3 protein-coding genes (1 of these 3 only partly in view) are annotated in these 17,214 nt (G+C 73.3%); all 3 read left to right on the top strand.

The features are described 5' to 3' along the window. Tightly spaced (each overlapping or abutting the next), the 3 genes in view from ACMCNK_RS34460 to ACMCNK_RS34470 form a layout consistent with a single transcriptional unit that may run on beyond the window. Nucleotides 1-3,087, top strand: coding sequence for a non-ribosomal peptide synthetase (locus tag ACMCNK_RS34460; protein WP_412741078.1), 3,087 nt, complete (start codon nt 1-3; stop codon nt 3,085-3,087). Next, nucleotides 3,084-13,517 (top strand): amino acid adenylation domain-containing protein, encoded by a 10,434-nt coding sequence (locus ACMCNK_RS34465; RefSeq protein ID WP_412740509.1) that lies wholly within the window; start codon nt 3,084-3,086, stop codon nt 13,515-13,517. Before ACMCNK_RS34460 ends, ACMCNK_RS34465 begins: the two co-directional genes overlap by 4 nt. Continuing rightward, nucleotides 13,514-17,214, top strand: the 5' portion of a protein-coding gene (locus ACMCNK_RS34470; RefSeq protein ID WP_412740510.1) for an amino acid adenylation domain-containing protein. The gene runs 313 nt beyond the window's last position; the window shows 3,701 of its 4,014 coding nt (coding positions 1-3,701); its start codon is at nt 13,514-13,516; its stop codon lies off the right edge, out of view. The genes ACMCNK_RS34465 and ACMCNK_RS34470 overlap by 4 nt, the downstream gene beginning before the upstream one ends.

Consider the following 17,214-nt stretch of genomic DNA (forward strand, 5'->3'; position numbering starts at 1 on the left):
ATGTTCGAATTCCCGGCCTCGTACGCGCAGCGGCGCATGTGGCTGCTCGACCGGCTCGACCCGGGCCAGGCCAACTACGTCATCGGCTGGGCGGTATGGCTCGACGGCCCGCTCGACGAAGGGGCCCTCGCCCGTGCCTGGGACGCTGCCGTGCAGCGGCACGAGGCGCTGCGCACGACCGTGCGGGACGACACCGGGGAACCCATCCAGGTCATCGACGAGGACACCGCCGCCGCCCGGCTTCGCGCGGAGGATGCCGACCCGCAGACCGCCCGCGACCGGATCCGGGCGCTCGCGGCAACGCCGTTCGACTTGGCCGCCGGGCCGCTCGTCCGGGCCGTGCTGCTGCGCCTGGGCACCGGGCGGCACGTGCTGGCCGTCGTCGTGCACCACATCGTCGCCGACGGCTGGACGTTCCGGCAGCTGTTCCAGGAACTGGTCGCCGACTATGCGGCCGATGGGGCTGTGACGCCGGAGCCGCCGCTGCAGTACGCCGACTTCACCCAGTGGCAGTTCGAGCACGCCGACGCCGGCGGGTTCGCCGACGCCGAACGGTTCTGGACCGCCGAGCTGGCCGGCGCGCCCGCCGAGCTGACGCTGCCGGTCGAACGGCCCTACCCGGCCAGGCAGCGCTTCGCCGCCGACGAGGTCGCGTTCACGGTGGACGAGCAGACCGCCGAGCGGCTCCGGTCGCTGGCCCGGGAACGGTCCGGCACGCTGTTCGCCATGGTGGCCGCCGCCTACGCCACCGTCCTGGCCCGCTTCGGCGCCGCCGAGGAGTTGCTCATCGGCGTACCGGTCTCGGCCCGCACCCGCGCCGAGACCGAGACTGTCGCCGGCCTGTTCGTCAACACCGTCGCCGTCCGGGTCGACCTGCGCGGCGACCCCGGCCTGGCCACGCTCGTCGACCGGGTGCACACCGCCACCACGCGGGCCCTGGCTCACCAGGAGGTGCCGTTCGCCCGGGTGGTGGAGCTGTGCCGGCCGGAGCGCAGCCAGACCCGGCTGCCCCTGGTGCAGGTGCTCTGCGCCGTGGAGGACCCGTGGTCGGCCACGGCTACCGGGGGGCTGCGCTGGCAGCCGGAGCTCATTGCGAACGGCACCGGCAAGTTCGAGTTGGAGCTGACCGTCACCGACGGCCCGGGCGTGCTGACCGGGCGGCTCAACTACCTCACCGACCTGTTCGGCCCCGACGGCGCCCGGCGGATCGCCGACGCGATACGGCTCACCCTGGAGCAGCTGGCCACGGAAAGCACCGTACGCGTGTCCGATGTGGACGTCGTTACCCCGGCGACCCGTGACCTCGTGGCCGTGGCGTGGCCACCCGGCACCGGGCCCGCGCCCGCCGACACCACCGCCACCGCACTGCTGGCGCCGGCGTGCATCGGCGACCTGCGCGACACCGTCGAGCGAATCGCCGCCGCGCTGCGTGAGCGGGGCTCTGCCGTGCAGGACACGGTGGCGATCCTGCTGCCCCGCTCGGCCTGGGCGTTGCCGGCGGTGCTCGGCGTGTGGTGGACCGGCGGAGCCTATCTGCCGCTCGACCCGGCCGCCCCGGTCGAGCGGCTGCGCGGCATGCTGGCCGACGCCGGCGTCCGTACGCTCATCACCCACCGGGCTCTGCTCACGTCCGACCTCGAGGCAGAACACGTGCTCGACCTGGCCGACCTGGCCGGGTCCGCGGGAAGAACCGAGCCGGTGGCCGTACCGCCGACCGCCGCGGCTTACGAGCTGTTCACCTCCGGCACCACCGGGCGCCCCAAGGCGGTCACCGTCACCCAGGGAGCGGTCGGCGCGCTGCTGCTCGCACTGCGCGACCTGCTGCCGATCCGGCCCGGCGACCGCATGGCCACCCTGGCCACGCTCGCCTTCGACATCTCCGTGGTCGAGCAGCTGATGCCCATGCTGACCGGCGCAACGCGCATCGTCGTACCCGACGACATCGCGATCGACGGACAGCTGCTGCGCCGCATGCTCGAAGCCGACGAGGTCACGGTTGTGCAGGCCACCCCGACGACCTGGCGCATGCTGGCCGCGGCCGGCGGCGTGCCGGACACGGTGCGGGTGCGGGTCACGGGCGGCGAAGCGATCGCCCGTGACCTGGCCACCGCGCTGATGGAGGGGCCGGAGGTCGCGCTGTGCAACCTGTACGGGCCGACCGAGACGACCGTCTACTGCACCGGCGCCGTCGTCACCGACCGCACCGGGCCGCTCGACGTCGGCGTGGCGTTCCCCGGCAGCCGAGCCTACGTCCTCGACGAGCAGCTGCGGCCCGTCCCACCGATGGTCACCGGCGAGATCTACCTCGGCGGCGCCTGCCTTGCCCGCGGCTACCGCGGGGCGCCCGGCCTCACGGCGGAGAAGTTCCTGCCCGACCCGTTCACCCCGGGCGAGCGGCTGTACCGCTCCGGCGACCTGGGCCGCTGGCGCCCGGACGGACGGCTGGAGATCCTCGGCCGCGCCGACCGGCAGCTCAAGGTGCGCGGCTTCCGGGTCGAGTCGGCCGAGATCGAGGCAGTGCTGCGCCGCCACCCCGGCGTCGTCGACGCACTCGTCACCGCGAGCAGTGGGCCGAGCGGCGACCTGCGCCTGGCCGCCTACCTCGTCGTACGGGAAGGCGCGGGCGACCCGCCGGACGGTCTGCTGGAGCACCTGCACCGGTTCCTGCCCGGGTACATGGTCCCGGCCGCGTTCGTGACGGTCCCGGAGCTGCCGCGCACCGAGCGGGGCAAGGTCGACCCGAGCGTGCTGCCCGAGCCGCAGTGGGGTGCCGCCGGCCGGACCGAAGGGCCGGGCCGGGCCGCCGAGACCCCGGTCGAGCGGGAGCTGACCGCGCTGGTCGGTGAGTTGCTGGGCCGGGCCGGACCGGTCGGCGTCGACGACAACTTCTTCGCCCTCGGCGGGCATTCCTTCACCGCCGCGCAGCTGATGACCCGCCTGCGTGCCCGCTACGGCGTCGAACTGCCGGTGCGGGCACTGTTCGACAACCCGACGATGGCCGCCCTGGCGAAAGCCATCGAGGTGCCGGCGGGGGATGACTTCCTCGACGTGCTCACCGATGCCGACGTCGAGGAACTGCTGCGATGATCGACGACCTGCCGCGCCTCGTCGAGGCCGGGATCGTGGCACCGGCCGACGCCGACCGTCTCACCGCGCTGCACGGCACGAGCGCCACCGCACCGCAGTGGCAGGCCGCCCTGGAACCGGTACTGCGCGCCGTCTACCACAAGGCCTACGGCTACGCCGACGCCTGGGCGCTCGCCCACGCCAGCGGCGTGAGCTACGCGACCGACAACGACTTCACCGAGGCCGAAACCGTCGAGTTCGCCCGGACGTACGCCGCGCTCAGCACCGACGCCAACCTCGCAGCCTTCACCGCCGCGAACACCACCGCCAACGCCCGCCTGCTCGCCGAGGCCCACGCCACCGGTGACCCGGACGCCCTCGCCGCCACCTATCCGCAGGCCCTGCGCCACGCGTGCGCGGCCGCCCTCGGGCTGTCCACTGTCGCGGCGTCACCCGCCCAGCAACGACTCTGGTTCCTCGCCCGGCTCGACGGCACAGCCTCCGCGGCCTACCACATGCCGCTGGTGTACCGGCTGAACGGCCCGCTCGACCGCGATGCGCTGAGCCGGGCCGTCGACCACCTCGTCGCCCGGCACGCCGCCCTGCGCACCCGGTTCACGGAGCGCGACGGAGTGCTGCGGCAACACATCGACCCGCCGGCCACCGGCGTGCTCACCGTCCACGACCCGGAACCTGGAATCCTCGAAGGCACCGCAGCAGCCCCGTTCGACCTCGAGACCGGGCCGCTGCTGCGGGCCCGGCTCATCGCGGTCAGCCCCGACGAGCACCTGCTCGCCCTGACCCTGCATCACCTCATCGCCGACGGCTGGTCCCTGGCCGTGCTGCGCCGCGAGCTGGGTGCGCTGTACCGCGGCGACACACTGCCGCAGCTGCCGACCACGTCGGCCGGCCGGACCGTTGCGGTCGAGCACGAGACGTACTGGTGTGAGGCCCTCGACGGCGCGCCGACCCTGCTGGACCTGCCCACCGACCGGCCCCGGCCGGCCGAACAGGACTACACCGGCGGCATGATCGAGCTGACCCTCGACGCCGAGCTGACCGCATCGCTGAGCGCCCTCGCCGCCGAGACCGGCACGACTCTGTTCATGACCGTGCTGACCGGCTGGCTCGTCGTCCTGTCCCGGCTCGCCGGGCAGTCCGACGTCGTGGTCGGCACCCCGGTCGCCAACCGGCCGACAGCCGAGGACGAGACCGCCGTCGGGCTCTACACCAACACGGTCGCTCTGCGGGTCAGCGTCGACGACGAGATCGGCGTGCGCGACCTGCTCGGCCGGGTGCGTGACAGCGTGCTCGGCGCCCTCGAACACCAGCACGTGCCCTTCGAACGGGTCGTCGAGCTGATCAGCCCGCCGCGCAGCCCGGCGTATCCGCCGATCGTGCAGAGCATGGTCGCCTGGGAGAACGTCACCGGCACCGGCCTCGATCTGCCCGGCCTCACCGTCACCGCGCAACAGCCGCCGTGGGCGACGGCCAAGTTCGACCTCACCCTCGGCCTGCTCGAACGTGACGGCCGGGTCTTCGGTGAGCTCGAGTATGCCGCGGCGCTGTTCGACGAGGCCACCGTGCGCCGGTGCGCCGGCCACCTGCGGCACGTCCTCGGCCAGCTGAGCACCGCGGACCGGCCGGTCCGCGACCTGCGGCTGCTCACCGCAGCCGAACGGCGGCAGCTGCTCGACGACGGCAACCGCGAGAGCATCGCCGTGCCCAAGGACCTGCTGCTGCACCAGCTCTTCGAGGCCCACGCCGCTCGCGACCCGCACGCCGTCGCGGTCGTCGACGGCACCGAACGGCTCACGTACGGCGAGCTGAACCGGCGGGCCAACCGCCTCGCCCACCACCTGCGCAGCCTCGGGGCCGGTCCGGACAGCATCGTCGGGATCTGCCTGGACCGCTGCGCCCTGGCCGTGACCGCGGTGCTCGCCGTGCTCAAGGCCGGCGCCGCATACCTGCCGCTCGACCGGGACCATCCGCCGCAGCGCCTCGCCGACATGCTCGCCGACAGCACCCCGGTGGCCGTGCTGAGCACCGGCGGGCGCATCCCCGGCTGCCTCGACCTGGATGCATTCACCTGGGCCGAGGGCCCGGACACCGACCTGGCGCCGGCCGGAACGCCGCGGTCGCTGGCCTACCTCATCTACACCTCCGGCACGACCGGCCGGCCCAACGGCGTGCTCGTCGAGCACCGCACCATCCTCGCCGTCGCCGCGGCCTGGCAACGCGTCCTCGACCTGCGCCCCGGCCTGGTGCACCTGCAACTGGCCGGGTTCTCCTTCGACGTGTTCACCGCGGACGTCGTACGCAGCCTCGGCTTCGGCGGCACCCTCGTGCTGTGCCCACGCGAGACGATGGCCGACCCGGCCGCCCTGCACGCCACCATCCGCGAGCACCACGTCGACCTGCTCGACATCGTCCCGGCGACCCTGCTGCCGCTGCTGGACCACCTCGAGGACACCGGCGGCGACCTCACCGGCCTGACCACCATCCTGTGCGGCTCCGACGTGTGGAGCGCCGCCGACGCGGCCCGGCTGCGGCGGCTGTGCGGCCCCGCCGTACGGGTCATCAACGCCTACGGCGTCACCGAGGCCGCCGTCGACAGCGCCTACCATCTCGTGCCGGCGGACCCGTCGGCCGTGCGGCGGCTGGCGATCGGCCGGCCGCTGCCCAACACCCGCATCTACCTGCTCGACGAGCGCGGCGAACCGGTGCCGGCCGGCGTCCTCGGCGAACTGCACATCGGCGGCGCCGGGGTGGCCCGCGGCTACCTCAACCGGCCCGAGCTGACCGCCGACCGGTTCCGGAACAGCCCGTTCGTCGCCCGGGAGCGTCTATACCGCACCGGCGATCTGGCCCGCCGGCTGCCCGACGGGCAGCTGGAGTTCGCCGGCCGCCGGGACCACCAGGTGAAGGTGCGTGGCCTGCGCATCGAGCTCGGTGAGATCGAGACCCGCATCGCCGCCCACCCCGACGTCCGCGACGCCGTCGTCACCGTCAACGGCGGCAACCTGTTCGGCTACTACCGGGCCCGGCAGGACGTACCGGAGCTGAGCCGCTGGCTCGCCGACGCGCTGCCCGCCCACCTCGTCCCGGCCGTCCTCGTGCGCGTCCTGGCCTGGCCGCTTACCCCGAACGGCAAGGTCGACCGCCGCGCACTGCCCGTGCCGGGCCCGCCCGATCCGCGGGCGTACGCCGCTCCGGACGGTCCACTGGAGACTGCCCTGGCCGGGCTGTGGGCCGAGCTGCTCGGTGTGGAACGCGTCGGCCAGCACGACGACTTCTTCGCCCTCGGCGGGCACTCGCTGCTCGCGCTGCGGCTCGCCGCGAAGGTACGCGCCACCCTCGGCCACGAGTTCCCGCCGGCCATCCTGTTCGCCGCGCCGACCCTCGCCGCGCTCGCCGCCCGGCTGGCCCCGCAGGAAACCGCCGAACCGCTGACGCCGATCACGCCGATTCCGCGGACCGGGCCGGTGCCGGTGTCGTTCGCCCAGCGCCGGCTGTGGCTGCTCACCCAGCTCGACGGGGCGGCCGAGGCGTACCACATGCCGCTCGTGCTGGAATTGCGCGGCTGGCTCGACCGGCCCGCGCTGAGCCGGGCTCTCGACGCGCTCGCCGAACGGCACGACACGCTGCGCACCCGGTTCGTCGTGCGGGCCGGGGAACCGCTGCAGGATCTCGGGCCGGCACCGGAGCTGACCGTCACCGACCTCACCGGACGCTCCGACGCCGAGCAGCGACTCGCCGAGCTGGTCGACGCCGCCGTGACAGACCCGTTCGACCTCGTCGCCGGGCCGCCCGCCCGGTGGCGGCTGGTCGTGCTCGCCCCCGACCAGTGTGTGCTGCTGGTGACGTTGCACCACATCGTCGCCGACGGCTGGTCGTTCGGCGTGCTGCTGCGCGAGCTCGGCGCCCTCTACGCCGGGCAGACCCTCGCGCCGTTGCCGGTCCGCTACGCCGATTACGCCGTCTGGCAGCAGGAGTGGATCACCTGCGAGACGGCTCGGCGGCAGGAGCAGTTCTGGCTGCGGGCACTGCACGGCGCACCGGCCCTGCTGGAGCTGCCGCTGGATCATCCGCGCCCGGCCGAACAGGACTTCCGCGGCGCCACCGTGCCGGTCGAGCTCGACGCCGAACTGACCACCGCCTTACGCGCGCTGGCCGCTGACACCGGCGCGACCCTGTTCATGGTCCTGCTGGCCGGCTGGGCGCTCGTGTTGTCCCGGCTGTCCGGGCAGGCCGACCTGGTCGTCGGCACGCCGACCGCCAACCGGCGCCGCACCGAGCTGGACGGGCTCATCGGCTTCTTCGTCAACACGCTCGCGCTGCGCATCGACCTGACCGGCCCGTACACCGGCGCCGAGCTGGTCCGGCTGGTGCGGGACACGACTCTGGCCGCGCTCGACCACCAGGACCTGCCCTTCGAACATGTCGTCGAGCTGGTCAACCCGCCGCGCAGCCTCGCGCATACGCCGCTGTTCCAGGCGATGTTCGCCTGGCAGCACACCGCCGACGCGCCGGTCGCCATGCCCGGCATCGAGGCGATCGACCGGCCCGCACCGTGGAGCGCGGCCAAGTTCGACCTTGCCCTGTCGCTGCAGGAGGACGGCGGGCGGATCACCGGCGCCCTCGAGTACGCCACCGCACTGTTCACCGCCGGGACCGCACAGCGGTGGGCCGGCTACCTGCGTGCGGCGCTCGCCGGGCTGGCCGCACGCCCCGACCGTCCACTGGGTGCGGTCGAGTTGCTCGACGCGGCCGAGCGCAAGCGCCTCGTCACCGGCTGGAACCGGCCGGTGCCACCGCCGCTGCGCGGGATCCGCGACCGGTTCGCCGACCAGGTGCGCCGGGCACCCGGCGCGGCTGCGGTGACGCTCGCGCAGCAGACTCTGAGCTACGCCGAACTCGACGCCCGGGCCGACCGGCTGGCCGCGCGGCTCGTGCGGCACGGCGCCGGGCCAGACCGGCTCGTCGGACTGTGTCTGCGCCGCTCACCCGACCTGATCGTCGCGGTCGTCGCCGCGCTCAAGGCCGGCGCCGCGTACGTCCCGCTCGACCCCGACCATCCGGTCGGGCGCCTCGCCGGGCTCGTACGCGACTGCCGGCCCGTGGCGTTGCTCGCCGAGAAGGCCACCGACGCGGTGACGGCCGAGGTCACGGCCGCGCTCGACGACCCGCCCGCGGTGCTCACCGTCGGCGACGAGCTCGGCGACGCTCCGATTCCGGGCCGGGCACCGGTCGACGACAACCTCGCCTATGTGCTTTACACCTCCGGCACCACGGGAACACCGAAAGGCGTGGCGCAGACCTGGCGGGCCATGGACAACCTGATCGACTGGCAGCTGCGCCAGGCCACGCCGGAAAACCCGATGCCTGCCCGGGTGCTGCAGTTCGCCTCGATCGGCTTCGACGTCTCGTTCCAGGAGATCTGGACCACGCTCTGCGCCGGTGGGACCCTGGTGCTGCTCGATGACGACCACCGCAAGGACCTCGGCGAGCTGCGCGACCTCATCGCCGAGCAGCGCATCGAGCGGGCCTTCCTACCCGCCGCCGTGCTGCACCACCTGGCCAACCTCACAGCCGCCGCACCGGCCACTGCCGCGGCGGGCCGATGTGAGATCGTCACCGCCGGTGAGGCACTGCGGGTCAACGACGACCTGCGCCGGCTGCTCACCCGGCTCGGCGGGGCCTACCTGCACAACCAGTACGGCCCGACCGAGACCCACGTCGCCACCCAGCACACGCTCGCCGTCGCCGACGCAGCCCACTGGCCCGCCCTGCCACCGGTCGGCCGGCCCCTCGCCGCCACCCGCGTCTACCTGCTCGACCAGCATCTCGAACCGGTACCGGTCGGTGTCGTCGGCGAGATCTACATCGCCGGCGCCGGGCTCGCTCGCGGATACCTCAACCGGCCCGGCCCGACCGCCGCGGTGTTCCGGCCCGACCCGTTCGGCCCGCCCGGCAGCCGCATGTACGCCAGCGGCGACCTGGCCCGGCGCCGCGCCGACGGCGTCATCGACTTCGTCGGGCGCGCCGACACCCAGGTGAAGGTGCGCGGCTTCCGGGTCGAGTTGGGCGAGGTCGAACATGCCCTGCTGCAGGCGCCCGGGGTGCGCGAGGCGGCGGTGCTGCGCCACGAGGACGAGCCCGGCGGCGCCTACCTGACCGGCTACCTCGCCGGTACCGCCACCGTCGAGCAGGCCCGTGACTTTGTGCGGCGGGCGCTGCCCGAGCACCTCGTGCCGACCCGATGGGTGCGCCTGGACCGGCTGCCGCTGACCGCCAACGGCAAGGTCGACCGGCGGGCGCTGCCGGCACCGGACTCCGGTGGCGACGACGAGCGCTACGTCGCGGCGCGCACCGAGCACGAGGCACAGATGGCCGGGATCTGGGCCGAGGTGCTGCGCCGCGACCGGGTGGGCGTCCACGACGACTTCTTCGCCCTCGGCGGGCACTCACTGCTGGCCACCCGGCTGCTGCACATCGTCGAGCAGCGCCTCGGCGCCCGGCTGTCCTTGCGTACGCTGTTCCAGCAGCCGGTCCTGGCCGACTTCGCGGCTGCCGCGGCGGAGGCGACCGACCGCGCGGATGCGCCACCGCCGATCGAGGCCGACCCGGCCGGGCGGTTCGCGCCGTTCCCCCTCACCGACATCCAGCAGGCATATTGGGTCGGGCGCAGCGGCACCATCGAGCTGGGTGGGGTCGGCGCGCACGGCTACACCGAGATTCGCTTCGCCGAATTCGACCCGGACCGGTTCGAAGACGCCGTCAACCGGCTCATCGACCGGCACGACATGCTGCGCGTGGTCTTCCACCCCGACGGCACCCAGCAGGTCCAACCGGCCGCCCCGCGATACCGCCCGGCCCGCACCGACCTGCGCGGCCTCGATGCGGGGACCGCCGAGGCCGGGCTCGCGGCCGTCCGCGACAGGATGGCCGCGCAGGTCTTCGACGCCGCGCGGTGGCCGCTGTTCGAGTTTGCGGTGACCATCCTCGATGGGCAGACCCGGCTGCACATGAGCCTCGACGCGCTCGTCGTCGACGTGGCCAGTACCCGGCTGCTCGAACACGAGCTGACCCTGTTCTACCGGGACCCCGCCGCCGAGCTGCCGCCGATCGGGCTCACCTTCCGCGACTACGTCCTGGCCGAGCGGACCCACCGCGACGGCCCCCGCTACCGGCGCGCCCTGACCTACTGGCGGGAACGAGCCGCCGAACTGGCCCCGGCACCCGATCTGCCCCTGATCCGCCAGCCGGAGACCATCGAGGCGCCCCGGTTCACCCGCTTCGACGGGGTAGTCCCGGCGCCGCGGTGGAGCAAGCTCAAGGACCTTGCCGGGCAGCACTCGGTCACCCCGTCGGCGTTGCTGCTCACCGCGTTCGCGCAGGTGCTCGCCCGGTGGAGCCGGCACCCGCGATTCACCCTGAGCCTGCCGCTGTTCCACCGGCTGCCGCTGCACCCCGGCGTCAACGCGGTGATCGGCGACTTCACCTCCCTGGTGCTGGTGGAGGTGCAGCTCGACCCGGCCGCCTCGTTCGCCGAGGCCGCCCGCGCCGTGCAGCTGCGGATGTGGCACGACATCGACCACTCGGCGGTGAGCGGGGTGCAGGTCAACCGGCTCATCGCCGAGGCACGCGGCACCCCGCAGGCGGCCATGCCGATCGTGTTCAACAGCACGCTCGCCGACATCGGCGACGGCACCGCCATCGACCTCGCCGACGGGCTCGGCGGCCGGGTCGTACACGGCATCACCCAGACCCCGCAGGTCTGGCTCGACCACACCGTCGCCGAGGTCGGCGGCCGGCTGCTGACCAACTGGGACAGTGTCATCGAACTGTTCCCCGAGGGCCTCATCGGCAGCATGTTCGACGCCTACCGCGGCCTGCTCGACACCCTCGCCGACCCGGCCGCCTGGCAGTACACGGTGGACCGCCTGCTGCCGGTGGCCTCCCCGCTTGCCCCGCCGGTGCTGCCCGCTGACCTGGCGGACCGGCCGCTGCTGCACGAGCTGTTCGACCGGCAGGCCCTGGCCAGCCCCGGCGCCGACGCCGTGCTCGCCGCCGACCGCCGGCTCAGCTACGCCACGCTGCGCACCGAGGCGCGGAACCTGGCCGGAAGGCTCCAGGCGCAGGGCGTCGAGCACGGCGACCTCGTCGCGGTGCTCACCGAGCGGGGCTGGCACCAGGTCGTGGCCACCCTCGCGGTGCTCTACGCCGGCGGCGCCTACCTGCCGCTCGACCCGGACTGGCCGCAGGAGCGCCGGGACCGGCTCGTCGCCGAGTCCGGGGCCCGCCTGGTGCTCGGACCCGACCTCGACGTGAGCCCCGGCGGACCCGCCCTGGTCCCGGTGAGCGTCGCCGCTACCGATCTGGCATATGTCATCTACACCTCCGGCTCCACCGGCCGGCCCAAAGGCGTGCAGATCGACCATCGCGGCGCCGTCAACACCATCCTCGACGTCAACGAGCGGTTCGGTGTCGGCCCCACCGACCGGGTGCTCGCCCTGTCCGCGCTGAGCTTCGACCTGTCGGTGTGGGACATCTTCGGCACGCTCGGCGCCGGCGCCGCCGTCGTCACGCTCGAACCGGAGATGGCCCGCGACCCGGCGCACTGGCTCGATCGCCTGCACACCCACCAGGTCAGCGTGTGGAACTCGGTGCCCGCACTGCTCGGACTCCTCGTCGAATACGCCGAGGCCGGACATTCGCTGCCCGCCTCGCTGCGCCTGGCCATGCTGTCCGGCGACTGGATCCCGGTGCCGCTGCCCGACCGCATCCGGGCACTGCGCCCCGGCATCGCCGTACACAGCCTCGGTGGCGCGACCGAGGCGTCGATCTGGTCGATCCACCACCCGGTCGGCGCCGTCGACCCGGCCGCCCGCAGCATCCCCTACGGCACGGCCATGGCCGGGCAATCGTTCCACGTCCTCGACGGCGCCCTGGCACCCCGGCCGGTCTGGGCCGCCGGGCAGCTGTACATCGGCGGAATCGGCCTGGCTCAGGGCTACCGCGGCGGCGACGACGCCCGCACCGCCGCCGCGTTCATCACCCACCCGGTCACCGGCGAGCGGCTCTACCGCACCGGCGACCTCGGACGACTGCTGCCCGACGGCTCCATCGAGTTCCTTGGCCGCGAGGACGACCAGGTCAAGGTCCAGGGCTACCGGATCGAGCTGGGCGAGATCGAAGTGGCACTGCGCGCCCACCCGGCGGTCCGGGCCGCCGCCGTCAAGCTGTACGGCGCCGCGCAGGAGGCCAAACGCCTGGCCGGCTACGTGGTCACCGACGGCTCGGTCACGGCCGGGCAGCTGCGCGAGCACCTGGCCGGTCAGTTGCCCGGCTACATGGTGCCGGCCACGATCACCTTTCTCGACGCGCTGCCGCTGTCGGCCAACGCGAAACTCGACCGGTCGCGGCTGCCCGAGCCCGCCGCGCCGGCCCCGGAGGTCTCCGACCCGCAGGACCCCGTCGTCGCCCGGATCTGCACGATCGTCGCCGGGATCCTCGGCCGCGACGCGGTACCCGTGCACGACAACCTGCTCCTGCTCGGTGCCACCTCGATCGACATGGTGCGCATCGCCAACGCGCTCGACCAGGACCTCACGTTCCGCCCGAATCTGGCCCGGTTCATGCGCCGCCCGACCGTCGCCGAGCTGTTCGCCATGTATCAGCAGGACGCCACCAACACCCGCATCGCCGCGACCGCCCGGCAGGGCGCGAAGGTGATCGTCGACCCGTCGCAGCGGGCCGCGCTGAAGGCTCGCGCCGCCGGTCGCCGCCACGTCGAGGAGTCCGCGCCGGCCATCACCCTCGGCACCGCCGACGGCACCGACGACCGCTACGAACGCTTCCGCTCCACCCGGCACTTCGATCGTGCACCGATGGCCCCGGCGATGCTGGCCGGCCTTCTCGGCAGCCTGGTCCGGCGCGATGTCGACGGCGCGCCGAAGTTCCTCTACGCCTCGGCCGGCGGCCTCTACCCGGTGCAGACCTACCTCTACATCAAGCCGGGCCGGGTCGATGGAGTGCCCGCCGGAGCCTACTACCACGATCCGGACGGCCACCGGCTCGTCGCCCTCGGCACCGGCCGGGAGCTGTCCGCCGACTCCTACGACTACTTCGTCAACCGCCCGGTCTACGAGCAGGCCGCCTTCGCCCTGTTCCTCATCGCCGAGCTGGACGCCATCGAGCCGCTCTACGGCGAGGCCGCCGCCGGGTTCTGCCAGGTCGAGGCCGGCGGGATGGCCCAGCTGCTCACCATGACCGCGCCCGAGTACGGGCTTGGCCTGTGCGGCATCGGCTCCCTGGTGGACGCCGACATCGAGGCGCTGTTCGATCTCGGAGCCAGCCACCAGCTCATCTACTCGATGGTCGGAGGCCGCCCGGCAGCACCCGGCTCCACGGTGGACCTGGACGACATGGAAGACATCGAAATATGAACGCCTACGAGTTGCTCGACCTGTTCAACCGTTCGTCGATATCCATCGAGGTCGACGGCGACCGGCTGCGCTGCCGGGCACCGCGCGGCCGGCTCAGCCCCGACCTTGTCGCGGCCCTGCGCCAGCACAAGGCCGAGCTGATCGCCATCCTGACCGGCGGCGGCGATCCTGTCTCACTCGACCGGCGGCCCGACCCGGGCGCGCCGGTGCCGCTGTCGTTCGCGCAACGCCAGTTGTGGTTCCTCGACCAGCTGGCCCCCGGCAACCCGGTCTACCACAATCCGGTCGCCATCGATCTGACCGGACCGGTCGACGCCGAGGTGCTGGCCCGGGCGCTCACCGAGGTGGTGCGCCGGCACGAGACGCTGCGCACGACGTTCGACGCCCGCGACGGCGAGCCGATGCAGCGGGTGCATCCGCCCCGGCCGGTGGCGCTGCCGGTCATGGACCTGCGCGGCCGGCCGCCGGCCGAGATCGACAGGGCCACGACCGCCGCCTTCGACGAGCCGTTCGACCTGAGCACCGGCCCGCTGCTGCGGGCCCGGCTGCTGCGCTGCGCCGACGAGCGGTACCGGCTGCTGCTCACCGTGCACCACATCGTCGCCGACGGCTGGTCGATCGGCATCCTGCTGCGCGAATTCGCCGCCCTCGTCGGCGCTCGGTCGCTGCCCGAACTTCCGGTACAGTACGCCGACCACGTGCTCTGGCAGCGCCGCCGCCTCGACGACGGCGAACTGCAGCGCCAGCTCGGCTATTGGACCAGGCAGCTGGCGGGTGCCCCCGACCTGCTCGCCCTGCCGACCGATCGGCCCCGCCCGGCGGTGCAGCGTTTCGCCGGGCAGTCGAGGGTCACCACCGTCGACGCGGCCGTGGCCGGTGGACTGCACGCGGTGTCGTGGGCGGGGCAGACCACGCTGTTCAGCACGCTCGCGGCGGCGCTGTCGGTGCTGCTGTGGCGCTACACCGGCCAGGACGACATCTGTCTCGGCACGCCCTTCGCCAACCGGGGCCACCGCGACGTCGAGGACCTCATCGGGCACTTCATCAACACCGTCGTGCTGCGCACCCGCATCGACCCGGCCAGCCCGTTCACCCAGCTGCGCGACGACGTACGCGACACCGTGCTCGCCGCGCAGGCCAGCCCCGACCTGCCCTTCGAACGCCTCGTCGAGGCCCTGCGCCCGCAGCGTAGCCCCAGCCACAGCCCGCTGTTCCAGGTCATGCTGGTGCTGCAGAACCTTCCGCGCGGCGGGTTCGAGCTGCCCGGTCTCGCCGTGACGCCGGTCGACACCGGCACCGCCACCGCGAAGTTCGACCTTTCCGTCGAGGTGACCGAGCTGCCCGGCGGTGCACTGTCGGTGCGTTTCGAGTACGACACCGACCTGTTCGACGACACCACGATCGACCGCTTCGCCCGGCACTTCGACACCTTGCTCGCCGGTATCGCGAGCCGCCCCGACCTGCCGGTGCGCGAGCTGCCACTGCTCGACCCGGCCGAACGCGACGACCTCGTGTACGGCCGCAACGCCACCGCCAGGCCGCCGGTCCACCCGGTCGGGATCGCCCACCGCTTCAGCGCCGAGGCCCGGCGGCGCCCGGAGCAGACCGCGGTCGTGGCCGGCACGGACCGCCTCGACTACGCCACCCTCGACCGGCGCTCCGGCCGACTCGCCCAGGCACTGGCCGAGCACGGGGTGCGGCCCGGCCAATCCGTCGGACTCCAGTGTGGACGGACGATCGACCTGCTGGTCGGCATTCTCGGCATTCTCAAGGCCGGCGCCGCCTACCTGCCGCTCGACCCTGCCCTGCCCCGGGAACGGCTCGCCGCCATGGTCGCCGACGCGGCACCCGCGCTCGTTCTCGACGGCGAGGGCATTTCCGCTTTCGAGGCAGCCACCACATGCGAACCCGTCGACGTGCACCCGGACAGCCTCGCCTACGTCATCTACACCTCCGGCTCCGCCGGGCGCCCCAAAGGCGTGGCCGTGCCGCACGGCGCGATCGCCAACCTGCTCGACGACTGGGTCACGGCGATGGGCGCCATCCCCGGTGAGCCCGCCGCGCTCTGGTCGAGCATCGGCTTCGACGTGTCCGTCCACGAGATCCTGCTGCCGTTGACCACCGGCGGCACCCTGCACCTCGTCCCCGACAAGTACCGCGACGACCCGGCCGAACTGCTGTACTGGCTGCGCGAGCACCGCATCGCCCACGCATACCTGCCCCCGGCCTACGTGCGGTGGCTCGCCGAGGCACCCACCGACCGCCTCGCCGGCCTCGCCCTGCGTCAGCTGCTCGTCGGCGTCGAACCGCTGCCCGAGGCCGGGCTGCACCGCATCATCGAGACCCTGCCCGGCCTGCGCATCCGCAACGGGTACGGGCCGACCGAAACCACCGTCTACAGCACCGCCTACGCTGATCCCAGGCCGCTGCGGCGTACCTGCCCGATCGGCACACCCCTGGCCAATACCCGCGTGTACGTGCTCGACGAACGCCTCGAACCCGTCCCGGCCGGGGTTACCGGCGAGGTGTACATCGGCGGCGCCGGCCTGGCCCGCGGCTACCTCGGCCGGCCCGCGGCGAGCGCCGCGGCGTTCCTGCCCGATCCGTTCGTGCCCGGTGAGCGGATGTACCGCACCGGCGATCTGGCCCGAACCCTGCCTGATGGCCCCCTGGAATTCCTCGGCCGCCGCGACACCCAGGTCAAGGTGCGTGGCTACCGGGTCGAGCTCGGCGAGGTCGAGGCGGCCCTGCGCGCCCTGCCGGGCGTGCGCGAGGCCGCCGTCGTGGTCGGCACCGCCCCGACCGGCGAGGCCCGGCTCGTCGCCGGCGTATGCCTCACCACCGACAGCGCGCCTCGCCCGCTCGCCGAGTGGCGCGACGCGCTGTCCGGCCGGCTGCCCGGCTACATGGTGCCCGGCCTGGTCGTCGAACTGGACCGGTTGCCGCAGACCGACAACGGCAAGCTCGACCGCGACGCGCTGCTGCGGGCCGCCGAGTCCGACGCGCCTGCCGCGGTCAACCAGAGCACCCCGCGCGACCATGTCGAGCTGACCCTGTACGAGCTGTGGACCCGGCTGCTGCTGCACCCGAACATCGGCATCGGCGACAGCTTCTTCGACGTCGGCGGCACGTCGATCTCCGCGATCAAGCTGGCCCACGCGATCACCGACGCGTTCGGCGTGCCCCTGCCGGTACGCGACATCATGCTGTACCCGACCATCGAGGCACTCGGCGCCCGACTGCGCCGCGGCACCGACGGTCGGCCACCCAGCAACCTCATCGAGTTCCGCGCCGGTACCGGCCGGCAGCGCGTGGTGTGCGTCCACCCGGCCGGCGGCACCGCGTTCTGCTACCTCACCCTGGCACAGGCCATGCCCGAGGAGTGCGGCGTCTGGGGCATCCAGTCGCCCGGGGTGAACCCCGGCGAGGACTTCCTGCCCACGGTCGAGGCCATGGCCGAGTCGTACCTGGCCCAGATCGCCGGGCTGGGCGACGGCCCGCTCGTGCTCACCGGGCTGTCCTACGGCGGGCTCGTCGCCTACGAGATGGGCCGCCGGCTCGCCCTGGCCGGGCACACCGACATCAGCGTGCTTCTGCTCGACACGCTGGGTACCGACGACCCCGAGGTGCGCGCCGCCATCGAGACGGTCGACCTGGCCGAGTTCCGCGACAAGCTGGTCCGGTTCAACGGCATGTA

The organism is Krasilnikovia sp. MM14-A1259 (genome assembly GCF_047159535.1).
In the GTDB taxonomy this organism is placed as follows: domain Bacteria; phylum Actinomycetota; class Actinomycetes; order Mycobacteriales; family Micromonosporaceae; genus Actinoplanes.